The sequence below is a fragment of the Aliiroseovarius sediminilitoris genome, from assembly GCF_900109955.1.
GTDB classification, from domain to species: Bacteria; Pseudomonadota; Alphaproteobacteria; order Rhodobacterales; family Rhodobacteraceae; genus Aliiroseovarius; species Aliiroseovarius sediminilitoris.
In genome coordinates this window covers 1,727,099-1,748,690 of sequence record NZ_FOJB01000001.1, presented here as the reverse complement: position 1 = coordinate 1,748,690, position 21,592 = coordinate 1,727,099, and the positions used below count along the sequence as shown (strand labels likewise).

Annotated in this window: 22 protein-coding genes and 1 tRNA gene; 5 read left to right on the top strand and 18 right to left on the bottom strand. The window is 60.3% G+C overall.

What is annotated here, in order from left to right:
- Positions 1-121: 121 nt before the first annotated feature.
- From BMY55_RS08630 to BMY55_RS08620, 3 genes are all read left to right on the top strand, one after another.
- A complete protein-coding gene (locus tag BMY55_RS08630) occupies positions 122-2,164 on the top strand; it encodes an ASKHA domain-containing protein (protein WP_091429929.1) in 2,043 nt (680 codons plus the stop codon).
- A 65-nt stretch (positions 2,165-2,229) separates the two neighbouring features.
- Positions 2,230-2,303: transfer RNA gene (locus BMY55_RS08625), tRNA-Gly, on the top strand.
- Between the two features lie 60 nt (positions 2,304-2,363).
- Complete coding sequence (locus tag BMY55_RS08620) at positions 2,364-2,852, top strand: acyl-CoA thioesterase (protein ID WP_091429928.1); 489 nt, start codon at positions 2,364-2,366, stop codon at positions 2,850-2,852.
- A gap of 3 nt (positions 2,853-2,855) precedes the next feature.
- Here BMY55_RS08620 and BMY55_RS08615 read toward each other — a convergent pair whose 3' ends face one another.
- Together BMY55_RS08615 and dusA are read right to left on the bottom strand one after the other, a co-directional pair.
- The gene (locus BMY55_RS08615; RefSeq protein ID WP_091429926.1) at positions 2,856-3,680 is read right to left on the bottom strand and encodes a sulfite exporter TauE/SafE family protein; all 825 of its coding nucleotides are present in this window, start codon (positions 3,678-3,680) and stop codon (positions 2,856-2,858) included.
- An 8-nt stretch (positions 3,681-3,688) separates the two neighbouring features.
- Positions 3,689-4,684 carry a tRNA dihydrouridine(20/20a) synthase DusA gene (gene dusA / locus BMY55_RS08610; RefSeq protein ID WP_091429924.1) on the bottom strand — a complete coding sequence of 332 codons (996 nt, stop codon included), beginning with the start codon at positions 4,682-4,684 and terminating at the stop codon, positions 3,689-3,691.
- 548 nt (positions 4,685-5,232) lie between these two features.
- Here dusA and BMY55_RS08605 point away from each other — a divergent pair.
- Positions 5,233-5,625 carry a potassium channel family protein gene (locus BMY55_RS08605; RefSeq protein WP_245744696.1) on the top strand — a complete coding sequence of 131 codons (393 nt, stop codon included), beginning with the start codon at positions 5,233-5,235 and terminating at the stop codon, positions 5,623-5,625.
- A 49-nt stretch (positions 5,626-5,674) separates the two neighbouring features.
- On the opposite strand, the gene BMY55_RS08600 is transcribed toward BMY55_RS08605, so the two are convergent.
- From BMY55_RS08600 to BMY55_RS08550, 12 genes are all read right to left on the bottom strand, one after another.
- A complete protein-coding gene (locus BMY55_RS08600) occupies positions 5,675-6,340 on the bottom strand; it encodes a ferric reductase-like transmembrane domain-containing protein (protein ID WP_245744695.1) in 666 nt (221 codons plus the stop codon).
- Between the two features lie 81 nt (positions 6,341-6,421).
- Positions 6,422-7,747 (bottom strand): APC family permease, encoded by a 1,326-nt coding sequence (locus BMY55_RS08595; RefSeq protein ID WP_091429921.1) that lies wholly within the window; start codon positions 7,745-7,747, stop codon positions 6,422-6,424.
- A complete protein-coding gene (locus tag BMY55_RS08590; RefSeq protein WP_091429920.1) occupies positions 7,731-9,800 on the bottom strand; it encodes an AarF/UbiB family protein in 2,070 nt (689 codons plus the stop codon). Before BMY55_RS08590 ends, BMY55_RS08595 begins: the two co-directional genes overlap by 17 nt.
- The gene (locus tag BMY55_RS16770) at positions 9,797-9,997 is read right to left on the bottom strand and encodes a hypothetical protein (RefSeq protein ID WP_143064313.1); all 201 of its coding nucleotides are present in this window, start codon (positions 9,995-9,997) and stop codon (positions 9,797-9,799) included. Before BMY55_RS16770 ends, BMY55_RS08590 begins: the two co-directional genes overlap by 4 nt.
- Before the next feature lie 81 nt (positions 9,998-10,078).
- Entirely contained in the window at positions 10,079-10,459 is a 381-nt protein-coding gene (locus BMY55_RS16765; protein ID WP_245744694.1) for a c-type cytochrome, read from the bottom strand.
- A 443-nt stretch (positions 10,460-10,902) separates the two neighbouring features.
- Positions 10,903-11,508 (bottom strand): hypothetical protein, encoded by a 606-nt coding sequence (locus tag BMY55_RS08580; protein ID WP_143064312.1) that lies wholly within the window; start codon positions 11,506-11,508, stop codon positions 10,903-10,905.
- On the bottom strand, positions 11,505-13,847 hold the full coding sequence (locus BMY55_RS08575; protein ID WP_407639077.1) for a copper-transporting P-type ATPase: 2,343 nt from the start codon (positions 13,845-13,847) through the stop codon (positions 11,505-11,507). The genes BMY55_RS08580 and BMY55_RS08575 overlap by 4 nt, the downstream gene beginning before the upstream one ends.
- Positions 13,848-13,966: 119 nt before the next feature.
- Positions 13,967-14,392 (bottom strand): DUF6010 family protein, encoded by a 426-nt coding sequence (locus BMY55_RS08570; RefSeq protein ID WP_091429915.1) that lies wholly within the window; start codon positions 14,390-14,392, stop codon positions 13,967-13,969.
- The gene (locus BMY55_RS08565) at positions 14,389-15,336 is read right to left on the bottom strand and encodes a ribose-phosphate diphosphokinase (protein WP_091429913.1); all 948 of its coding nucleotides are present in this window, start codon (positions 15,334-15,336) and stop codon (positions 14,389-14,391) included. The genes BMY55_RS08570 and BMY55_RS08565 overlap by 4 nt, the downstream gene beginning before the upstream one ends.
- Positions 15,333-16,841, bottom strand: a complete 1,509-nt coding sequence (locus BMY55_RS08560) for a thymidine phosphorylase family protein (RefSeq protein ID WP_091429911.1) — start codon at positions 16,839-16,841, stop codon at positions 15,333-15,335. The genes BMY55_RS08565 and BMY55_RS08560 overlap by 4 nt, the downstream gene beginning before the upstream one ends.
- Entirely contained in the window at positions 16,838-18,220 is a 1,383-nt protein-coding gene (locus BMY55_RS08555) for an MBL fold metallo-hydrolase (RefSeq protein WP_091429909.1), read from the bottom strand. Before BMY55_RS08555 ends, BMY55_RS08560 begins: the two co-directional genes overlap by 4 nt.
- Positions 18,217-18,582, bottom strand: coding sequence for a DUF5676 family membrane protein (locus BMY55_RS08550; protein WP_091429908.1), 366 nt, complete (start codon positions 18,580-18,582; stop codon positions 18,217-18,219). The genes BMY55_RS08555 and BMY55_RS08550 overlap by 4 nt, the downstream gene beginning before the upstream one ends.
- Before the next feature lie 27 nt (positions 18,583-18,609).
- Between BMY55_RS08550 and BMY55_RS08545 the strand changes: the two genes are divergently transcribed.
- Complete coding sequence (locus BMY55_RS08545; RefSeq protein ID WP_091429906.1) at positions 18,610-18,897, top strand: hypothetical protein; 288 nt, start codon at positions 18,610-18,612, stop codon at positions 18,895-18,897.
- A gap of 339 nt (positions 18,898-19,236) precedes the next feature.
- Here the strand turns inward: BMY55_RS08545 and BMY55_RS08540 are convergent, their stop codons facing one another.
- From BMY55_RS08540 to BMY55_RS16920, 4 genes are read right to left on the bottom strand one after another with little or no spacing between them, the layout of a single operon-like run.
- Positions 19,237-19,932, bottom strand: a complete 696-nt coding sequence (locus BMY55_RS08540; protein ID WP_091429905.1) for a CBS domain-containing protein — start codon at positions 19,930-19,932, stop codon at positions 19,237-19,239.
- 47 nt (positions 19,933-19,979) lie between these two features.
- Entirely contained in the window at positions 19,980-20,579 is a 600-nt protein-coding gene (gene petA, locus BMY55_RS08535; protein ID WP_091429903.1) for a ubiquinol-cytochrome c reductase iron-sulfur subunit, read from the bottom strand.
- A complete protein-coding gene (gene fabI, locus BMY55_RS08530) occupies positions 20,576-21,421 on the bottom strand; it encodes an enoyl-ACP reductase FabI (RefSeq protein WP_091429902.1) in 846 nt (281 codons plus the stop codon). The genes petA and fabI overlap by 4 nt, the downstream gene beginning before the upstream one ends.
- A complete protein-coding gene (locus tag BMY55_RS16920) occupies positions 21,414-21,590 on the bottom strand; it encodes a hypothetical protein (protein ID WP_177179313.1) in 177 nt (58 codons plus the stop codon). Before BMY55_RS16920 ends, fabI begins: the two co-directional genes overlap by 8 nt.
- Positions 21,591-21,592: the final 2 nt, after the last annotated feature.

Here is a 21,592-nt window from a genome sequence, read left to right as displayed (position 1 = left end):
CATCTGATTTCCCCTCAATCTGCCAAAAAAGACGTTTCCAGACCCAAGATGCCGCAGGCAGGCATTGCACCTGCTGGCCCCTTCCCTAGATTAAGCGAAACTCATCAAGGAAGACGCGCGCATGTCACAGGATCCTTTGGTCGTTTTCACCCCTTCTGGCAAACGGGGCCGCTTTGCTGTCGGCACTCCGATTCTGACCGCCGCCCGCAAACTTGGCGTCGATCTGGACAGTGTCTGTGGCGGTCGTGGTATTTGTTCGAAATGCCAGGTCACACCCAGCTATGGCGAGTTTTCCAAACATGGCGTGACCGTGGCCGAGGATGCCTTGTCCGAATGGAACAAGGTCGAGCAACGCTATGACGACATTCGCGGCCTGCCAAAGGGGCGTCGTCTGGGCTGTCAGGCCACGGTCCAGGGCGACGTGGTCATCGACGTGCCGCCTGAAAGTCAGGTGCACAAACAGGTCGTGCGCAAACGGGCAGAGGCGCGGGACATCACACTCGACCCATTGGTGAAGCTGTTCTATGTCGCGGTTGAAGAACCCGACATGCACGAACCGTCAGGCGATCTGGAACGTCTGGTGCTGGCTCTGAAAGAGCAGTGGGACCTGGAGGATGTGAAGGCTGATCTGCACATCCTGCAAGGCTTGCAACCGGTTTTGCGCAAGGGTGAATGGAAGGTCACGGTGGCTGTCCATCTGGGCGACGATGAAAACCCACCGCGCATAATGCATTTGTGGCCTGGCTACTATGACGGGGCGGTTTATGGCGTGGCCATCGACCTTGGGTCGACAACCATCGCCGCGCATCTGTGCGATCTGGCAACGGGCGAGGTCGTCGCCTCCTCCGGCCTGATGAACCCGCAGATCAGGTTTGGCGAAGATCTGATGAGCCGGGTCAGCTATTCAATGATGAACCCCTCGGGCGCGCAGGAAATGACCGACGCGGTGCGCGAAGGGCTGAATGCACTGTTCACGCAGATCGCCTCGGACGCCGAGATCGACAAGGGCCTGATTATGGACGTGGTCGTGGTCTGCAACCCGGTCATGCACCACCTGCTGCTGGGGATTGACCCGTTTGAACTGGGCCAGGCCCCGTTCGCGCTTGCGACCTCGAATGCGCTTCGTCTGCGGGCGGATGACCTGAACCTGTCGGTCCACCACTCGGCGCGCGTCTACCTGCTGCCCTGCATCGCGGGCCATGTGGGCGCGGATGCGGCTGCCGTGGCGCTGTCGGAAGCGCCTGACAAATCCGACGACCTTGTGCTGGTCGTTGATGTCGGCACCAATGCCGAGATTCTGTTGGGTGACAAGACCGGTGTAATGGCGTGTTCGTCGCCCACCGGCCCGGCCTTCGAGGGCGCGCAGATCAGCGCAGGCCAGCGCGCCGCCCCCGGCGCCATCGAACGGGTCGAGATCGACCCCGCCACCAAAGAGCCGCGCTTCAAGGTGATCGGGTCGGACCTGTGGTCCACCGAGCCGGGTTTTGACGTGGCGATTGCGACCACGGGCGTCACCGGCATCTGTGGCTCCGGCATCATCGAGGTGATTGCAGAAATGCGCATGGCCGGGCTTGTAGATGCGGGCGGGTTGATCGGATCGCCCGAGCAAACCGGCACCGACCGTTGCTTTGCTGACGGGCGCACCTATTCCTATCGCCTGTGGGATGGCGACAGTGATAACGGCCCGATTGCCGTCACCAACGCCGATATACGCGCCATCCAGATGGCCAAAGCGGCGCTCTATTCCGGCGCGCGTCTGTTGATGGACAAGCGCGGCGTCGATGCGGTGGACCGTGTGGTGTTGGCCGGTGCTTTTGGCGCGCATATCTCGGCCAAACACGCCATGGTGCTGGGCATGATCCCGGACTGCCCGCTGGACAAGGTGACGTCAGCAGGCAACGCGGCGGGCACCGGCGCGCGTATCGCGCTTCTGAACCGTGCCGCACGGGCCGAAATCGAAGAGACCGTGCGCAAGATCCAGAAGATCGAAACCGCCGTTGAGCCGCGCTTTCAGGAGCATTTCGTCAACGCTTCGGCCATGCCCAACGCGGTCGAGCCGTTCCCGATCCTGCGCAGCATTGTGACATTGCCAGATCCCAGCTTTAACTCGGGTGGCGGCGATGGAGAGGACGGTGGACGGCGGCGCAGACGGCGGCGCGGCTGAAACGCGGCGCTGGCATATGTCAGCCACTTGACGCCCCTTCACGGGTGACATAACCAAAGTGGCACGCGGGTGTAGCTCAATGGTAGAGCAGCAGCTTCCCAAGCTGACGACGAGGGTTCGATTCCCTTCACCCGCTCCAGTCTTCCAATGCTTGCCGGATGCCGACACCAGCGCAGCTGGCTAAACGCCAAGGTGCCCGATGTCCGATCCATTTGCCCATATCCCGCTGGTCACGCCACTGAATGCTACCCAATTACACAGCGTCGGCGTGCCCGAGGGCTGGAACTATGGGCTGGCGGACCGCGTTCGGTTTCACGAGTTGGACGCCTTGAACCACGTCAACAATGTCGCCTATTTCCGGTGGTTTGAATCAATCCGCATCCCCTATTTCGCTCACGTCCATGTCACAAGTTACGGCGACGGCGACCCGCAAGTGGTTCTGGCAACCAATTATGCACGTTATTTCAAACCGCTGCATCTGGGCGACAACTATGTGATCACCGCGCGCACCAAGAGTTACCGCAACAGTTCGTTCGTCATGGAATACGGCACCTACGTGGATGGCGAGCTGATGTGCGGGTCCGAAAGTGTGATCGTGACCCTGGAACAGGACGGTGTGACCAAGCGCGCCCTGCGCGCTGACACCATCGCAGCTTTCCGGGCCGAAGGTGCCGAAGGCCCGGCGTAACTCTTACCCCAGCAAAGCCTTGCGCAGCATGTTCAACGCCACCAGCGTCAGGAACACCGCAAAGATACGTTTCAGCGGTTTCGGGTCCATCGCATGGGCGATTTTCACGCCGTAGGGTGTGGTGATCATCGTCATCGCCACCACCAGTCCGAAGGCTGGCAGGTTGACCGCACCGATCGTAAAGGGCGGGCGGGCGTCGGGCGCAATCGACACCAACAGGAACCCCAGAACCGACGGCACAGCGATCAATACGCCAAAACCCGCGGCTGTCGCCACCGCATTATGAATCGGGCGGCCGTGCAGCGTCATCAATGGCACACCGAAACTACCACCGCCGATCCCCATCAGCACCGACAAAAACCCAAGCGCAGGTGACAACAGCGCGCGGCGCAGACCGGTCGGCATCGCTTCGGCCAATCGCCAGTTGGCACGCCCCAGCCCCAGATAGGCCCCGATCACCAGCCCCAGCCCGCCAAAGATCGCCTGCAACACCGTCGAGCGCAAACCCGAGGCGACCAGCACTCCGATCAAGGCCCCCACCGCTATGCCCGGCGCCCATGTTTTCAGGATGTCCCATTCCACCGCGCCCTTGCGGTTATGCGAATGAACCGACCGGAGTGATGTGACGATGATCGTTGCGAGCGACGTGGCCAGACAGATTTGCATCAACTGGTCAGACGCATAACCCAAGGCGGTGAACGCATAGAAAAACGCGGGCACCAGCACGATGCCACCACCAACGCCAAGAAGGCCCGCCAGAACGCCAGCGAAAGCGCCGATCACCAGCAAAAGCCCGGCCATCGGCAGAAGAATTGAAAGGTCTGGCATGAATGGCCTCAGCTTACGGGGACGTGATCGGGCACATGTGACAGAGCCTCGGCCACCAAGGCAACCCCTGCGCCGTCCTTTGACGCGCCTTCGGAAAGGATACGACGCCACTTGCGCGCGCCCGGACGGCCTGTGAAGGTTCCCAGCATGTGACGCGTGATCGAATGCAGGCGCACGCCCTTGGTCAGTTGCGCCTCAATGTAAGGATACATCGCCTCGACCACCTCATGGGCGGTGCGCGAAGGGTCGGTCGCGCCGAAAATCGCCTGATCCGCGCCCAACAGCACACCCGCTGGATCATGATAGGCCGCGCGCCCGATCATCACCCCGTCCATAACGTCAAGATGCGCGCGGGCGTCCTCCAACGTGGTGATGCCACCATTGATCGACAGGTGCAGCGCGGGAAACGCCGCCTTCATCCGGTGCACCAAGGGATAATCCAGCGGCGGAATGTCCCGGTTTTCCTTCGGGCTTAACCCTTGCAGCCACGCCTTTCGCGCATGGATGGTAAACCGGGTTACACCGGCTGCGGCGACGGTTTCGATGAACGCAGGCAGGACCTCATCGGCACTTTGATCATCCACCCCTATCCGACATTTTACTGTAACTTCCGTATCTTGCGCGACGTCTTTCATCGACCTCATGCATTCTGCCACCAACGGTGCATCGCGCATGAGCACCGCACCGAACGTCCCTGACTGAACGCGATCCGACGGGCAGCCGACATTCAGGTTCACTTCGTCATACCCGCGCGCAACGCACAGCTTCGTGGCCTGGGCCAGTTCCTGCGGGTCAGAGCCGCCAAGCTGCACCGCCACCGGGTGTTCTTCGGGATTGAAATCAAGCAAATGCACCGCCCCCCCACGCACCAGCGCGGGCGCAGTCACCATTTCGGTATAAAGCAGCGCTTGACGGGTCATCAGCCGATGGAAATAGCGGCAATGGCGGTCGGACCAATCCATCATCGGAGCAATAGAAAGTCTGGCGTGTTTTCTTGGCAGCATTACTCTTGTATCTTCAAACTGTTGCAGGGCAAAGTTTATGCGCAGGAATACGCTCCAACATCGCCAGATTTTTCCATTTTAGACGACTCATGGCACACGCGGCGCACACGACACGGCCACTATAAGCGAGGTCGCCTTCGCTGGATACCAGATCCAGATCGGCGCAACAGCTGTTGTGCTTTGCGCCGATCCAATATCCATTTCCATGCCATCACTCCGGCCTTCGAATGCTCGCCAAAAGTGCTACGATTTCTGAAGAGAACAGGACGCACAAAATGCGTAGAACCGAAATCCGTCAACCATTCGGCCCTATGGTGTTTGCCAGATATCAGAGTTCGAACACAGACAGCGACAGGGATGTATGGGCCGCGCATGGCGTTTATAGTGGCCACGAATGAAACGAAAGGAAGGCAACATTGCTTCTGTCTATTGCTCTTTCCGTATCGGCATTTCTTTTGACGGCCGTGATGCATCTCATCGCTCTGAGGTGGTGTAGTGGCGGGATGGCCAAGATACCGTTGCACTCCTCGACCCGCGTTCTTGCGGTATTGATCCTGCTGTTTTCCATACACATGCTGGAAATCGGAATCTTCGCAGTCGCTTATGCTTTGGCCGAACGGTGGTTGAACCTGGGTGCGTTTGCGGGTGAACCCATCGTGACACTGCTCGATTACTACTATTTTTCGGCGATAACCTATACTTCCCTCGGAATAGGCGACATATTCCCCACCGAGCATTTGCGTTTTCTAACCGGCGTTGAAGCGCTCATAGGTCTTCTGCTGATCGCCTGGTCCGCAACATTTCTCTATGCAATGATGAACCGTCTGTGGGTTTGGCAGCCTTGTGCCAGGCCGGATGGACCGCCGCAAGATATGTCAGGACAACCGCCTGCGGCGCAAGGTCCGAAGGACATCATCGACGAGGATGACGGCAAGGTCTGAGCCGAAGATCACCGCCATGTGGGCAATATCCGCGCGCGACAATCGCGCGCTACTCAGCCTTGGCCATGCCGGTCCTTTTTAGGCGAGATTTGCGCCATGTCGCCGTTGACGCCGCGAATTGCAAGGCAACGACACTCGCCACAAGCGCCACGAACGGCCATTGCGCCCAGTTCGGGTCCGGCGTCTGGCGGTGGTAATCCAGGAAATGCAGGAACAGGAAATAGGCCGTATGCAGCACTGTCAGCCACCAGAGTATATACGTGCCCTGCTGGATGAATTTCCATACGTTGTTGCCCAACCGCCGCTGGCTGTAATCGTTCGACGTAACCGCCAGGATGATGCCATAAAGAAGCGCCAGCAAACCGATCAGATTGGCCAGTGCGAACCCGTGGTTGACCATGACGTATCGTTGTAGTCCCGGGTGGAATTCGAACCCGAACAGGCGCATCAGATCAAGCGTGACCCATCCGAACAGGATAATGGCGGCATGAGCGAGGGCCAGCAGGATAGCGTATATGCCCAACTCTCGCCGATAAGGCAGAAATCGCACAGAACCACGCCAAAGCCGCGATACCGGCCCTATCGCCATTGCCAGTGCGACCAGAACAATCGACATATCGCCAACGGCCCGGTTCCAACGGTGCATGGCGGACCATTCGGCACGGCTATACAACAGAAGCCCGGTGCCAAGCACGGACAAAACGATAACGACCAAGTGTCGTTGCCACCAAGGTCTTTGATCTACTGTCAATTTCAAGACGCGTGCTCCTGCTTTTATTGATTGATGCGTGCATAACTACGCTGCCTGGTTGGTCCAAGCCTTGAGATACAGTCTTTCAAAGCCAAAAACCGCGAGAATGGCAAGCAGTGCATAGATAACAATTGCGGGATCACTTTGCAGTTTCATCGAGGTAAAGGCCGCCAACACCACCGCATCAAAGGTGAGCGCCATCAACAATACCGGTGCCGCCGCCCCGATCTCTTTCCGTCTGAACCGGAAGACGCCCCAATGCACGACCATATCCATGATGAGATAGAAAAACGCACCCAGCGAGGCGATCCTGCCCAGATCGAAGAACACCGCCAGCGTCGAGGCGATCACGACCGTATAGAGCAGCATGTGGCGCTGGATCTTGCCCGACATGCCGAAATGGCTGTGCGGGATCATCTTCATGTCGGTCAACATCGCCAGCATTCGTGACACGGCGAACACGCTGGCCAGAACGCCCGACGCGGTGGCCACGGCGGCGAGCAAGACCGTCAGGTAGAACCCCACCTGTCCCAGCGCGGGTTCGGCCGCTTGAGCCAGTGAGTAATCGCGCGCAGCGATGATCTCGTCGATGGACAGGCTCGCGCCGACACCGAAAGCTACAAGCAGGTAGACAACCACGCAGATCGCAATGGAGATCATGATTGTGCGACCCACATTGCGATGCGGGTCGGTGATTTCGCCGCCGCTGTTGGTGATCGTCGTAAACCCCTTGAAGGCAAGGATCGCCAGCGCAACCGACGCAGTGAACCCGACAAGTCCGAAAGATTCGGCCGTCTGCGATGCGGCAGCGAACTGAAACCCGCTCGACCAGAGCGCGGCAATGCCAAAAAGCGCGATACCGCCGATCTTGATCGCAGCCATGATCAGCGACAGCAGCCCGACAGAGCGGTTCCCGGCGATGTTGACGAGAAACGCAAAGACAATCACCGCCACCGCCAGAATGGGGACCAGCGGCCCGCCGGTGATGTCAAAGGGGCGCAGGACATAGGTCGCGAATGTGCGCGCCACGAGGCTTTGGGCGATCACCATGCTGAGCGCCATGAGCAGCGCCGCCCCCGCCGCGATCGCGCCTGAACCATAGCATTTCTGAAGGATCATCGCGATGCCACCCGCCGACGGCCACGCGTTCGACATCTTGATATAGCTGTAAGCACTGAAGCCTGTCACGATGGCGCCGACGATGAAGGCCAACGGGAAAAGCGGACCGGCAAGTTGCGCGATCTGTCCGGTCAGCGCAAAGATACCCGCGCCGATCATCACCCCCGTGCCCATGGCGACGGCACCACCCAGGCTGATCGAGCCTTCACGGTAACTGCCGTGCCTGTCGTTATCTTTATCGTGGTTCTGCATTCTGTCCTGCCTTGTTTGTTTCCGCATCAATCGGAACCGGTCCGGTATGCCAACGGAAGTTACAATGATCATGGCCGCTGGCAATGGTCTTGGGCCGAACTAGCCGCCCGCCCCATTTTTCGGCCAATGGAAAGTCGAGCGCGCACCATGTCGCGGTGCAAAGCTCCGCATTGCCGTTTTGGGCAAAGAAGTCTGCGACGGGGCATTTCGTGCAGTCGAAGGCGACAACATCTTTGCCCGCGTCGACATCGCGCCAGCCGTATCCCGGCGGCCCAAACGGGAAGCGGCGGAACAGGTCGGTCGCAATACGCAGACGTTTTGCCGGGTCAGCAGTGATGGCACGGGCCAGTTCCAGGGGGGGATCGGCCATACGGCGATAGATATCCCAGCCTATCGCATGGATCAGCGCGTGGCTCTGCTCGGGCGACCGCGCGTGCGAGACAAGCGTCCGGTGCAACGCAAGTGTCAGCGCGGCGAGATGTGTGGTCAGCATCGCGCCAATGTTCGGCTGAAGCGGAATCTCGGTCTCGAGAGTATCGTAGGTCGCCCAGGTTTCCGAAAGTAGTTGCTCTGTCTCCTGCCCCAGGTGGCGTCGCGCAAATCTGTGAAATAGGGTCGCAAGCCCGGCACGTCCGATGCCTCCATCCGACGACCCGCGCGCGCCCAGCACGCTTTCCCACATGCCCTGGGTCGCAGATCTGTCCCAGGTGTCATCAATCGCTTCGGCGGGTGGCATGGCGCCTGTCAGCAAGAGTTCGGGAAGGATTTGCGAGATTTTGCCCAACGGATCGGATTGTGCAAGCCTCGCGGTCAGTTCCCGCGCTATGAACGGCCGCGAGATTTCGTCGAAGCGCATATCCGGCGCCAGTTTGAACAGCAGCGCCTCGGCGGTGGTGAGTGCCTTGGCGTGCAGCATGAGAGACGCGGGAAATACGAAGCCCGCCCGGTATCCTGCACGCATCATTGCAAGGTATGTTCGCGCAAGGCTGGCCTCGCGCGAGGGCACCGCGTAGAACCGGGTAGCGAGACTCTCAAAACTTTGCTGGAACAACACGTGATCTGCGTCAGGCAGCGGCTTGGTCTGCTTGCTGAAATGGTAATAGGCACGCCGGGTCTGTCGCTGTGCGACGGCAATCCAGTAAAGCACGAACCGGTCGCGTTCTTCCGTATTCAACGCGCCAAACATACCGAAATCCAGCAGGGTGAACGTGCCATCGGCGTGAAAAACGATGTTGCCCGGATGAAGATCGGCGTGAAACAAGCCATCCGAGATGAACATCTTGAGCAGCACCGACACCAGCCTGTCGACCAGCGCGGAGCGCGTCTGTGCAGAAAGAGTGGTCGCCGCCTCGGACAGCCGCATGCCGTCGACCCAATCCATTGTCAGCATCCTGGCCGTCGAGAGGTCCGCGAAGGTCAATGGAATATGCACGCCATCTTGTTCGGCAAGATTTACACGAAACCGTTCCATCACACTGGCTTCGGCCCGGAAATCCAGTTCGCCCAACGAATAGCGCCGGAACTCTGCCAGGAATGCAGCCAAGTTTGTGCGACGAAGCCGTCGCGGTGCCAGAAGGCGGACGACTCGCAGTCCAAGTTCCAGAGCGTCAAGATCGCGATGGAACAGCGGCTCCAGCCCGGGCCGCTGCACCTTGACGGCAACGGTCCTGCCATCCAGCAACCTTGCCTTGTGCACCTGGGCAAGCGACGCGGCGGCGACGGGCGTGGGTTCAAAGCTGGCAAATGCCGTTTCAAGAGACGTCGCAAGCTCTTCCTCGACAACCTGGCGAACCGTCTCGAACGCGATTTCCGGTGCATGTTCCTGCAAAGCGGTCAGCCGTGCGACATAGGCTTCCGGCAGGATGTCCGGGCGGGTGCTGAGAATTTGTCCGAGCTTCACGAACACGGGGCCGAGCGCCGTAAGGTTCTCGGCAAACCGATCCGCTGCGCGCGTGTCATCACCGGTTGGAACGTACCGGCGAAGCGCCCGGATGTCCGCAGAAAGGCTGGCGAAGATCCGGATCAACCGCATGAGGCTCCGAAGCTGTTTCATGCGCTGTCTCCATTGGTGCCGTAGATCCACGTCTCAACCGGCAAGACCGGTCGTAATCGCGGCAAGGCGTCGAGCGCCCCGGACAGGGTCAGGTGGTCATCTGCGTCCGAAATCGGCACACTCGTGCCAAATTCGATGGCACCACCCAGACGGATCAAACCTATACTTCGATCCCTGCACATCTGGTCTTGCGCCATATTGATCTGCCCTGCCTGTTTCAGAATGATTGAGTGATGGCACCCGTCAGCGGCACCTATGTAACCTACCGGCGAAACGCCCTAGTCATGATCGTCTTGCATGTCATCATGCGCGCCTTCCTGCTCCATGTGGTCCATCATTTTTCCGACCTTGTCCGGAATATCTGCCGTCGAGAATTTCGCCTGTTCATCGGCGTCATGGGCAAACGCGATTATGGCGGCCAGTTCGGCACCGTTCAGATTGACGACATCGCCAAATTCGTCACGTTGCAATTCGACCATTGCCTCCGCACCAGCCCACATCCGGGCGGCGAATTCGACGGCGTTCATGGGCAAGTCCATGAATTCGGCGTCCAGCGGCGGCGCGTCTTCGCCGCCGACACCATTGACCGAATGGCAGACAACGCAGCCCTTCGACGCAAAAAGCATCCGTCCTTTGGCGGCGTCCGATCTGCCCGTCATAGGGCTGTTTGACACCGTGACCGGCATATCTTGTCGATGGCTTTCTGCCCGCGCCGGCACACTGCCCAGAAATGTAGCAGCGGTGGCGAATATAAGAACTGGCGTAGTCAATAAAACCTCCGTTACAGGTTTCGTTGATGTTTGGCAGGTGCCCTTTTTACCCTGCCTGCTGCGAACCGATCGCACAAGTGACCACACCAGAACCGGAAGGAACGCCAGTGCCTGAATGGTCGGCCCTTGCATGATGCTACTGCGTTTCATCACGCACTGGGGACCGTCACAGAGGAAGACGAGCGTTCAGGCCAAGACATCGTTCAGGCAAGTGTCAGCGCAGCACGTGACAATCTGACGAAGGGGGGCGGTCTGCTTGACATCCGGTTTCGACCCAGCTGGTTGTGCTGAGAATTTTGGGCGCCAGATCGGAAACTGACACCGGTTTTCCGTTATCGGGTATCCTCCATCCAATTGATGCCGTCCACCGTATCAGCAAGCGAGGTTTCCAATGCCCTGCGCGGAGAAATCCCGTCAAGCGGACGGATCGCAGCATCCAAACGTCGTGCAGCGTTATATCCCTGTGCCGCCGCCTCGGTCGGTGCGGTGCCATATGCGCTGCGATAGCGCGCGGCAAAGCTGCCCGGGGCGTCTTCAGTTGCCCAATTGTCGGGAAGCGCGCCTGTATGTATCAAAACCCCGTCGAATCCGAACTCCGAAAGCGTCGCGGAGGTCAGCGTCTCTGACCCCATCACCACCAGGACATCAGGCGACGACTGCGGTGACCCGGTCAATCCGACGACCCGACCAGCGGCTTCGGCAGGCAGTGGCAGAACCTGCACGTCCACCCCGCCAAGATGGCCATCGGATGTTTCGGCTGGATGCCCGTCGCGCTCGTCTGCCGCGAGCAGAAACCCGTTGACCGCCTCGGCGAGACGCGACTCGCGGTTGTCGCCGGTCACGAAAATCGCGGCGGTGAACTCGTGTGCGATTGCCGCTGTTCCGGTGACGGTAAGGCCAAAGGCAAAGAGCGCTGCCCGAAAGACATTCAATCTCATATTTTTGCACCTCGCAGTCGCAGCGCGTTCAGCACCACCGAGATGGACGAGGCGCTCATCGCGAAAGCAGCAAACATCGGGCTGATCAGAATGCCGAAGAATGGAAACAACACACCCGCAGCCACTGGCACGCCTGAAGCGTTGTAAATCAGCGCAAAGAACAGGTTCTGACGGATGTTGCGCATGGTGGCGCGCGACAGGCGCCGCGCGCGCACGATCCCGTCAAGGTTGCCTTTGATCAGCGTGAAACCCGCGCTTTCAATGGCCACATCCGCGCCAGTGCCCATCGCGATGCCAACATCTGCCTGCGCCAGAGCGGGCGCGTCGTTGACGCCATCACCGGCCATGGCGACCTTGCGGCCTTTATCCTGCAAATCGCGAATGATCCGCGCCTTGTCCTCGGGCAACACATCGGCGCGGATCTCGTCGATCCCCAGCCGCGCGCCAATGGCCTTGGCCGTGCGTTCGTTGTCACCGGTGGCCATGATGATCCGAAAGCCCAGATCATGCAGCGCTTTCAGCGCGGCAGGCGTCGTTTCCTTGACCGGGTCGGCCACGCTGACCAAACCGGCAATCTTGCCTTCCAGCACGACAAACATCACGGTTTCGCCCTCGTCGCGCCGTGCGTTGGCCTTTTCGGTCAGCGCGCCACCCTCAAGCCCCATGTCGGTGATCAAAGCGAGGTTTCCCAGCGCCACCGCTTGTCCGTCGACCACGCCTTTGACGCCCTTGCCGGTCACCGCTTCGAAATCGCTGGCATTTGCCATGTCCACGTTTCGATCTTCGGCGCCACGCACGATGGCTTCAGCCAGCGGGTGTTCCGAGCCACGCTCAAGCGAAGCGGCCAGCCTCAGCACCTCGGCCTCGTCATGCCCCGGTTCCGGCAAGACCGCGACAAGTCGGGGCTTGCCTTCGGTCAGGGTGCCGGTCTTGTCCACGATCAGGGTATCGACCTTCTCGAACCGCTCCAGCGCCTCGGCATTCTTGATCAGAACGCCTGCCTGCGCACCGCGGCCGGTGGCCGTCATGATCGACATCGGCGTGGCCAGACCCAGCGCACACGGACAGGCAATGATCAGCACCGCCACCGCTGAAATCAGGGCATAGCTCAGCGCAGGTGCCGGCCCCCAACTCGCCCAGGCGATGAAAGACAGGATCGCGATCACGATCACCACAGGCACGAAGAAACCCGCGACCTTATCGGCATATTTCTGGATCGGCGCGCGCGAGCGTTGTGCGTTCGCCACCATCTCGACAATCTGAGACAGCATCGTGTCGGCCCCGACCCGCGTCGCCTCCATCACCAGGCTGCCGGTTCCGTTGATCGTCGCCCCCGTGAGCGCGTCGCCCTCGGTCTTCTCGACCGGAACCGGCTCGCCCGAAATCATGCTTTCATCCACCGAAGAGCGCCCATCCACAACGGTGCCATCAACCGGCACCTTGTCACCTGGGCGCACGCGCAGACGATCGCCGACTTGCACCTCCTCCAGAGGGATTTCTTCTTCGGTCCCGTCATCGCGGATCACACGCGCTGTTTTTGCCGCCATGTCCAGCAGCGCACGGATCGCCTTGCCGGTGCCTTCGCGGGCACGCAATTCCATCACCTGCCCCAGCAGGACAAGGGTGACGATCACGGCCGCAGCCTCAAAATAGACACCGACATTACCTTCGGGATCGCGAAAGCCATCGGGGAAGATATCAGGAGCCAGAACGGCGACGATACTGAAGAGCCACGCCGCCATCACACCCATGCTGATGAGCGAGAACATGTTGAGGTTCAACGTCCGGAAAGAATTCCAGCCACGCACCATGAATGGCCAACCGCTCCAAAGGACAACGGGCGTGCCCAGCACAAGTTCGATCCACAGCGTCGTGCGTTCGCCAAAAATCTCGCGCACGCCGGGGAACCCCACATAAGGTGCCATCGTCAGGACAAGCAGCGGGATGGTCAGCACGGTGCCGACCCAGAACCGGCGGGTGAAATCCACCAGTTCGGGGTTCGGTCCCTCTTCGATCATGGTTGCACTTTCCAGTTCCAGCCCCATGCCGCAAATTGGACAGGAACCTGGTTCCGGCTGGCGGACCTCGGGGTGCATCGGGCAGGTATAGATCGCACCCAAGTGGCCAGCGGGGACGGTGTCGTAGCGCCCACCCTTTTCGCCATTCGCGGCGGCGCCATGTGCATGGGCGCCATGTGCATGGGCGCCATGATCATGACCATGGCAGGCATCGTGTCCGCCGTGAGAATGCTTTGACTCCGCGACCTCGGTCTCGGGCACCAGGTGCATACCGCATTTCGGGCAATCGCCGGGTTTGGTATCGCGCACCTCGGGATGCATCGGACAGGTATAGATGATGCCGTCTTCGGAAACGGCAGAGTGAAGTTTCTGTTTCATATGTTTGCCTCGAACATGTTATTTATTTCAGTCGGAAGTTTCTGTTGCCGCGTCCAGACGCGTCAAAGCCCGTATAGAAGAAGCAGGAATAGCCCGGCAGCGACGTCGAACACGGCGCACAACGATATGTACCAGCTTGGAACATCTGCCCCGAATTTGCGATTATGATGCAGGATGTCCCAAACAGCATGAGCGATCAAGCCCAGCCCAATCATCGCCGGCCACCACATCACACCCGCAAGCGCTGCCAGCGCAAACCCGATTGCCACTGCAAGTTCACCCCAGAAGACTTTCTGTGAAATGTGTTGTGCCGCAAAACCAATGTAGGCACCGCCGATCAAAGCCAGGGTCAGCGCCGAAATCAGGATGGACACATCTTGCTCGACACTTAGGTGAACTGGCGCCGAGACAAGAAAAAGTCCGCCCCCCATGAAGAAGGGGCTTACACCATGCGGCGCGTGACTGCTGGCTTTCATATTCGCGTTCATCCGTTACGTCCTGTCGAATCCCTGGTGCTCAACGTGCTCCTTCCAGTGGCCGGAAGGTCAACCCCCTTGGTGATCTTCAGGATAGTTTCGGCAAGAAGCGATGACACGCCGATGAAATTCGACCGATGCGGAATCGTATCGGTTGTGACAATCCGTGCGGCACCGGCCGCCAGAATATCGTCGTGGGCCGATCCTGCAAAAACCGCATGGATGACCAGGCACACCGGCGCGCGGGTGCCTGCCGAGACCAACCGTTCGATGGTGCGCACCAGTGTCCGCCCAGACGAAGCGATATCATCCAGTATCACAGGCGTACCTGCCCGCAACAAGGCATTGTCCGGCACGCTGACCTCGACCTGACGGTCGCCGGTTCGGATCTTGCGCAGCACTTCATAAGGCCGTCCGGCCAGGTCCGCGACCTCGGCCACCCATTGCTGGCTTTCGCTGTCTGGGCCGAGCAGAACGGCGTCAGGAATATTTTCCACGATCCATGCTGCAAGCAGCGGGGCGGACACTGCCCGGATTGCAGGTATCGGGAAGACATCGTCCAGTTGCGCGATGCGGTGCAGATGGGGATCAATGCTCACCAGCCAGTCGAAACTTTCGCCCAGGAATTGCGCGAAGATCGGCGCGCTGACCGCCTGCCCGACCTTGAAACGACGATCCTGCCGCATGTAGCCGAGATAGGGTGCAATCAATCCGACCCGGCGCGCGCCCATCTCGCGGGCGGTCGCCGCGGCAAAGCGCAAGGGCAAGGCAAGACGGTCTGGATCGCGCAAGGTTGCCAACAGCGCCACATCAGCCCCGTCCAGATCGGCTGGCAGGGTCATCAGGCTCTCGCCATCGGGGAAATGGTGCCAATCGAGCGGTCGCAAATCGACCCCCATCGCGGGGGCCAGAGTTTCGGCCAGCGGCTTCATCTCGGGAAACGGAACAAGGATCATGGCACACTCTCGGACAGCGTGATTACATCGGTCTGGGATTCGGCATAGGACAGGGCATATGCCAGTTCGCCGGGTGTTTCGGCATGAAGCTCATAGAGCGGCTGACCTTTCTCCACCCGGTCGCCGATCTGCGTCAGCAATCGAATGCCTGCGCTTTTTTGGCGCGGTGCGCCAGCCAACTTGGCGATGCGGGCGATGCGGCGGTTGTCTACGGCCATCAATACGCCCGCGTGCGGGGCGTCAATCTCGATCCGTTGCGCCGCCGTTCCCGGTTCCCGGAAGCCACCCTGCGCTGCGCAGATGGCCAGGAATTTGGCTTCAGCGGCACCACTGTCCAGCACCGCCTGCGCCCGGCCCCGTCCCTGCCCCGCCACGGTGCCCGGTGCGAGGTCCAGAAGATGCCCGGCCAGATCCAGCGCCCGTTCGCGCAGATCCACAGGTGCGCCTGGCGCCCGTCGCAGAACCGCGAGCACATCCAAGGCTTCCAGCGCCGGACCGATGCCGCGCCCGACGGGGGCCACACCGTCGCTGACATGCAGCGCCAGGTTCAGACCCATCGCCTTGCCCACTGACGACAGCCGGGCACCGAGGGCTTCCGCAGCCGCCATGGATCGCACCTTGGCGGTGGGTCCAACCGGCATGTCGATCAGGACATGCGTGGCACCTGCTGCGGCCTTTTTGGACAGCACGCTTGCCACCAGTTGACCGGTCGAGTCGAAATCCAGCGGGCGTTCAACACGGATGAAATGATCGTCAGCGGGGCTGAGGGCAAGCCCGCCCCCCCAGACGATGCACCCGCCCTCGGCTTCGACCACCCGGCGCAAAGCGGTGGCATCGAGCGCAACCGGGGCCATGACCTCCATCGTGTCGGCCGTGCCCGCCGGCGACGTGATCGCCCTGCTGGACGTCTTGGGGATCAGGTGCCCCGCCGCCGCAACGATAGCCACGACAATCGGGGTCGTCCGGTTGCCCGGCAAACCACCGACGCAGTGCTTGTCGAGAACGGTGCGTTCACCCCAGTCGAGCGTCTGCCCCGCATCTTTCATGGCACGCGTCAGCGCCACGGTCTCGGCCTCGTCCAGCCGATCGCCTGCGCAGGCGGTGATGAAGGCTGCAAGGTCAAGATCAGACAACCGATTGTCGAGCGTGTCCCTGACGACTGCCGCAAACCCCGCCTGATCCAACCTGCCGCCATAGGCTTTCGCCCGGATCACGGACGCGGAAGCAGCCGGTTCGGGGTGCGAGAACATGGCCTTGTCCCCTTCCCTTGCGCCAAGCGCCTGCCAGGCGGAAGCGGATAGCGCCGCCTGGTCTACGCCAAGCCATGACCCGCGACCGACGACGTTCAGGGTCGCGATAATCCAGCGGCCCTCCAGATCGATCCGAACGCGGGCCTGAGCGGCGAATCCTTCCGAGCGACAAATATGGCAGTCTTCATTCATATAAACGATCGGTTGACTGTAAGTGTCGATACCGGCGGGGATAAGAGCAAGCGTATCAGTCATCGCGGGCGGTCCAGAAAGACAGATTCAAGGTGCTCCGGCACGCGCACGGGGCGGCCAATCTCATGTTCGACACGAAATCTCAGAGTGTCCGCCGCCGTGGGTTCCCCATGGGTCAGATATGTCATGTCCGGGGCTGGACCCGCAGACATCCAATGCAGGATCTCATCGGCATCGGCATGCCCGGAAAAGGACTGAAGCTGAACCACTTCGGCGTTGATCGGGAAGTCCCGACCAAACATGCGCAGACTTTGCGCACCCCCGGCCAGTGCAGCGCCGCGCGTTCCGCCAGCCTGAAAGCCGGACAGCAGGATGGTGTTGCGCGGGTCCCCTCCAAAGCTGGCCAGATGGTGCAGGATACGCCCGCCTGTCAGCATCCCGCTGGCCGACACGATGATCATCGGGCCATGACGCGTGTTCAGTTCCTTCGACTGCTCGACCGTGTTCACCCGCTTGGCAATCTCGAACATCGCGTTGCAGTCTTCGCGGCTGACGTGATGCTCGGTGTGGTGGCGGTGATAGATTTCGGTCGCATCCACCGCCATCGGACTGTTGAGATACACTGGAACATAGGGGATGTCACCGCGCCGCATCAGCCGCGAGATATGCAGCATCAGCCCCTGCGCCCGCCCGACCGCGAAAGACGGGATCAGCACCGTGCCACCGCGCGAGAATGTGCGTTTCAGGATCGGAGCCAGTTCGGCCTCGGGGTCGGTGTCGGGGTGTAAACGATTGCCATATGTGGATTCGCAGACCAGCACATCGGCCCCGCCAAAAGGTGTCGGCGGTCGCATCAGCGGATCCGGATCATGCCCCAGATCGCCGCTGAAGTGAACAACCCTGTCGCCGATCTCAAGTCGGATCTGGGCGGCGCCCAGAAGATGTCCAGCCGGAATGAACCGCGCCGCAATCCCATCGCCAAGGTTGATCCTGTGATCGAAGCCGTGCGTCTGAAGGCGTTCCAACGCCGTCTGTGCGTCCTTGAGCGTATAGAGCGGTTTCGGGTTCTTATGTTTCGAGAACCCCTTGCGAGCGGCAAAACGCGCCTCTTCTTCCTGAATATGTCCGCTGTCGGGCAGGATAAGGCCGCACAATTCGGCGGTTGCCTCGGTGCAATGAACCCGTCCACGAAACCCCGCCCGGATCAGCGCAGGCAGATACCCCGAATGGTCCAGATGTGCATGCGTCAACAGCACCGTGTCGATGGTATCGGGACGCACCGGAAACGGCTTTCGATTGCGTGCGCGCAATTGCTTGAAACCCTGGAACAGGCCGCAATCGACCAGAATGCGCTGTCCCATGGCCTCGATCAGGTAGCGCGATCCCGTCACGGTTCCGGCAGCACCGAGAAAGCGCAGTTTCGGACGTGCGATCAGTGTCATGCCTTAACTCCGTTGCTCGCGATGGCGTTGAAGAGCCCGCCGAAGATCAGCGCGGCGTACCAGCCATACAGAAAGCTCTCAGCCAGGCCGATAAGAAAGCCGGTTGGGGTCAGCCACACGAAACCGGGCAGCAGGCCCGCCCAAGTCTGGTACATCGCATAACCGGGGAAGATCAGGTCGAATATGACGCAAACCAGATATGTCAGCACCAGAAACAGGCTCAGCGCCCATCCCAGCGGCATGATCGGCAGACGCGCACGCCCTGTCCCGGTCTCCGCGCCCATGACACAGGCCCCGCACGTCATGCGCAGGGCCAGAAAAAGGATCGCTGCGATTGCAGTGAAATAGATGAGTGGCATCATGGCTTGTTCCTTTCATCTCGATTTTCGATGCGTCGCGCCGACACCTCGGCCAGCGGATATCGGTTCAGGATGGGCGCGCATCCGCGCAAGGCGTTTGCCCTGCGCGGGCTGGCTTCAGTTCTGGCCGCAACAGCAGCCGGACTTGGCCGGTTTGTCGCTGGCGGCTTCCGTGACGCGCGGCTCGGCCTTGGTTTGCGGCTGCGCTTCGGACTTGCCACCGCAACATCCCGTCGAATTCTCGGCGGATTTGTCTTGAGTCTGGGAGTTGGAACGGTTGTCCATCTGGACCTCCTTTTGTTTGCGTTCATCCTGTAGACGTCAGTCGTCTGAAAGCCTTACAGGACCAGGATACCCAACATGAAATTTCGAATGCGGCTCACCATGTGCTCGGCCAGAAACCGTTGGGATAAAAGTTCCGAAGGACTGATATCGCCTGCCAGGACGGCAAACGGGCTGCTGACGGAGGCCGGGGGCGAGTCCTTGAACACGGTCATCCCGAACCGCTGGACCTATGCGTCCCTCATGCCGCACCGGTCAGTCTTTGGAGCAGGTCGGAACCCACACCCGGATCGACTGATCGGTCTGACGCTGGTAAGTGGTTGCGTGGTAACTTCAACGCCCGTCCTCATTCGGGGAGGCGTCAGTCAGCGCCCCTTATATACCATAGGACCATGCCGGCAGTCGGCCCATCTTGATCTCGACACTGCGCACACCTGGCACGTTCTCGACCGCGACGCGAATTGCGTTCTCTTCGAAATCGCTATCTGCGACGCCCCAGACGGCGACATGGCCCTTGTCGACGGTGTAGTTGATCAGGTTGACCGCCGCACCGGGCACCTCCTTCAGGGACACATCTATTTTCGTGCGCAACACGCGATCGTCCTCGGTCGGCTTGCGCAGTGTCCCTTCCGAAATGGTCGACAGGGCATGGAGCAGGTTGGCGCGGCTGACAATCCCCACCACGCGCCCGTCATGCAGCACGGGAACCCGTTTGATCCGGTGCTTTTCCAGAAGACGCGCAATCTCGGCAACCGGAGTGGATTCCCCGACTGATACGACATCGCGGGTCATCACATCTTCGATACGGTGACTTCTCAGCTTGACGAAATCCTGGGCGGAGTCACCCCAACCGCCCAGCACTTCGAGCCACCAGGATCGGCGTGGACCGTCAAGCCTGCGCACACGTCGCATCAGGTCGCCTTCGCTGATAAGCCCCTTCAGATCGCCTTCGGCGTCAAGAACTGGCAGGGCGCTGACGTGATGATCCAGCATCAATCGAACCGCGTCCTCGACCTTTCCGTCCTGCTGGGCAGAGATCACGGATGTTGTCATGATATCCTTGGCTTGCATGTCATGGTTTCCTTCGCGAGTAATGGGTTTATGAACCGATCCATCAATCAGGTGCCGATCACGAGTTGCAGATCCTCACCCAGATCATAAGGCGGAATATCGAGGTTGCGTGGCGCAGGTCCCTTTCGGATACGGCCAGACATATCGTAGTGCGATCCATGGCACGGGCAGTACCAACCACCAAATTCGCCAACCGCCGACCCATCCTGACCCAGTGGGATGCAGCCGAGATGGGTGCAGACACCGATCACGATCAACCATTCGCCAGCCGCATCCGCCGTGCGGTTTTCGTCCCGCGCGGGGGTGTCGCCTGCCTGGTTCGGGTTTTCACGCGCACTGTCTATGGGGTCGACAAGATCGACAAGATCAACCGCGCGCGCGGCCGTGATCGCCGCCGGGGTCCTGCGCCAGACAAAGACCGGGCGCCCCTGCCACTTGACGGTAATCCGCTGTCCGGGTTCGACGCCGGACAGGTCAACCCGGACGGTTCCGGCAGCGGTTACGTCGGCTGAAGGGTTCATCGAATTGATCAACGGCCAGACTGCGGCGCCGACAGCAACCGCGCCTGTGGACGCGGTTGCGTAATACAGGAAATCGCGCCGCTCCGACGCGGGCAACGGATCATGGTCATCTTTGGTAACGGTCATCGCGCATCCTCCGACTTGGTGTTTTTTCCTGCCGCACGAACGGGGCTTTCGACATGGACACCCGCATCGACATGCAGCACCTCGCCCGTGATGCCGCTGGTATAGTCGCTGGCAAAGAGCAATGCCGCACGACCGACCTCGTCGGCTTCGATATTGCGGCGCAAGGGGGCGGCGCGTGCGGTCGCGTCCAGAAGACTCGCAAAGCCGGTCAATCCCGACGCCGCCCGGGTCTGGACCGGTCCCGCCGAAATGGCATTGACGCGGATGTTCGCCGGGCCGAGTTCATGCGCGAGATAGCGAACGGTAGCTTCAAGTGCTGCCTTCACCGGTCCCATCACATTGTAATTCTCAACCACACGCTCACCACCCAGATAGCTAAGGGTGATCAGGCTGCCGCCGTCGGTCATCAGGGGTTCAGCAAGATGCGCCATGCGGATCAGCGAATGAACCGAAACGGCCATTGCTTTTGAAAACCCCTCGGCCGAGCAATCGGTCAGGCGACCGTGAAGGTCGGCGGGTGGAACACTGCCCACTGCATGAAGAATGAAATCCAACCGCCCCCAACGTCTGGCAATCGTATCGAAAACGGCATCGAGTTCGCGTGGAACATTGACGTCACAGGGCAAGACGATCGGCGCGTCAAGCCGCGACGCCAAGGGTGCCACGTAAGGTCTTGTCCGTTCATCGACGTAAGTTATGGCAAGTTCGGCTCCGGCCTGTCGGAAATGCATCGCGGCAGGCCATGCCAGGCTGCGATCATTCGCGATGCCGATGACCAAGCCCTTCCGACCGGACAGATCCAGCAGTTCCGCCGGATCGCAGCATTCGGGAAAGTCAGGCATCTTCCGATGGCGCGCTGGTGTCGGCGTCCGGTTTCTCGTCGCGCGCACTTTTTTGCTTGTTCGACTTGCCGCCATGCTTATGGCCGCCGTGACCGTGCCCGAAAAGGTGCATCGCTGCCATTCCGCCCAACAAGAGGACGATGACCCAGTTTTCAATAAGCCAATTCATAG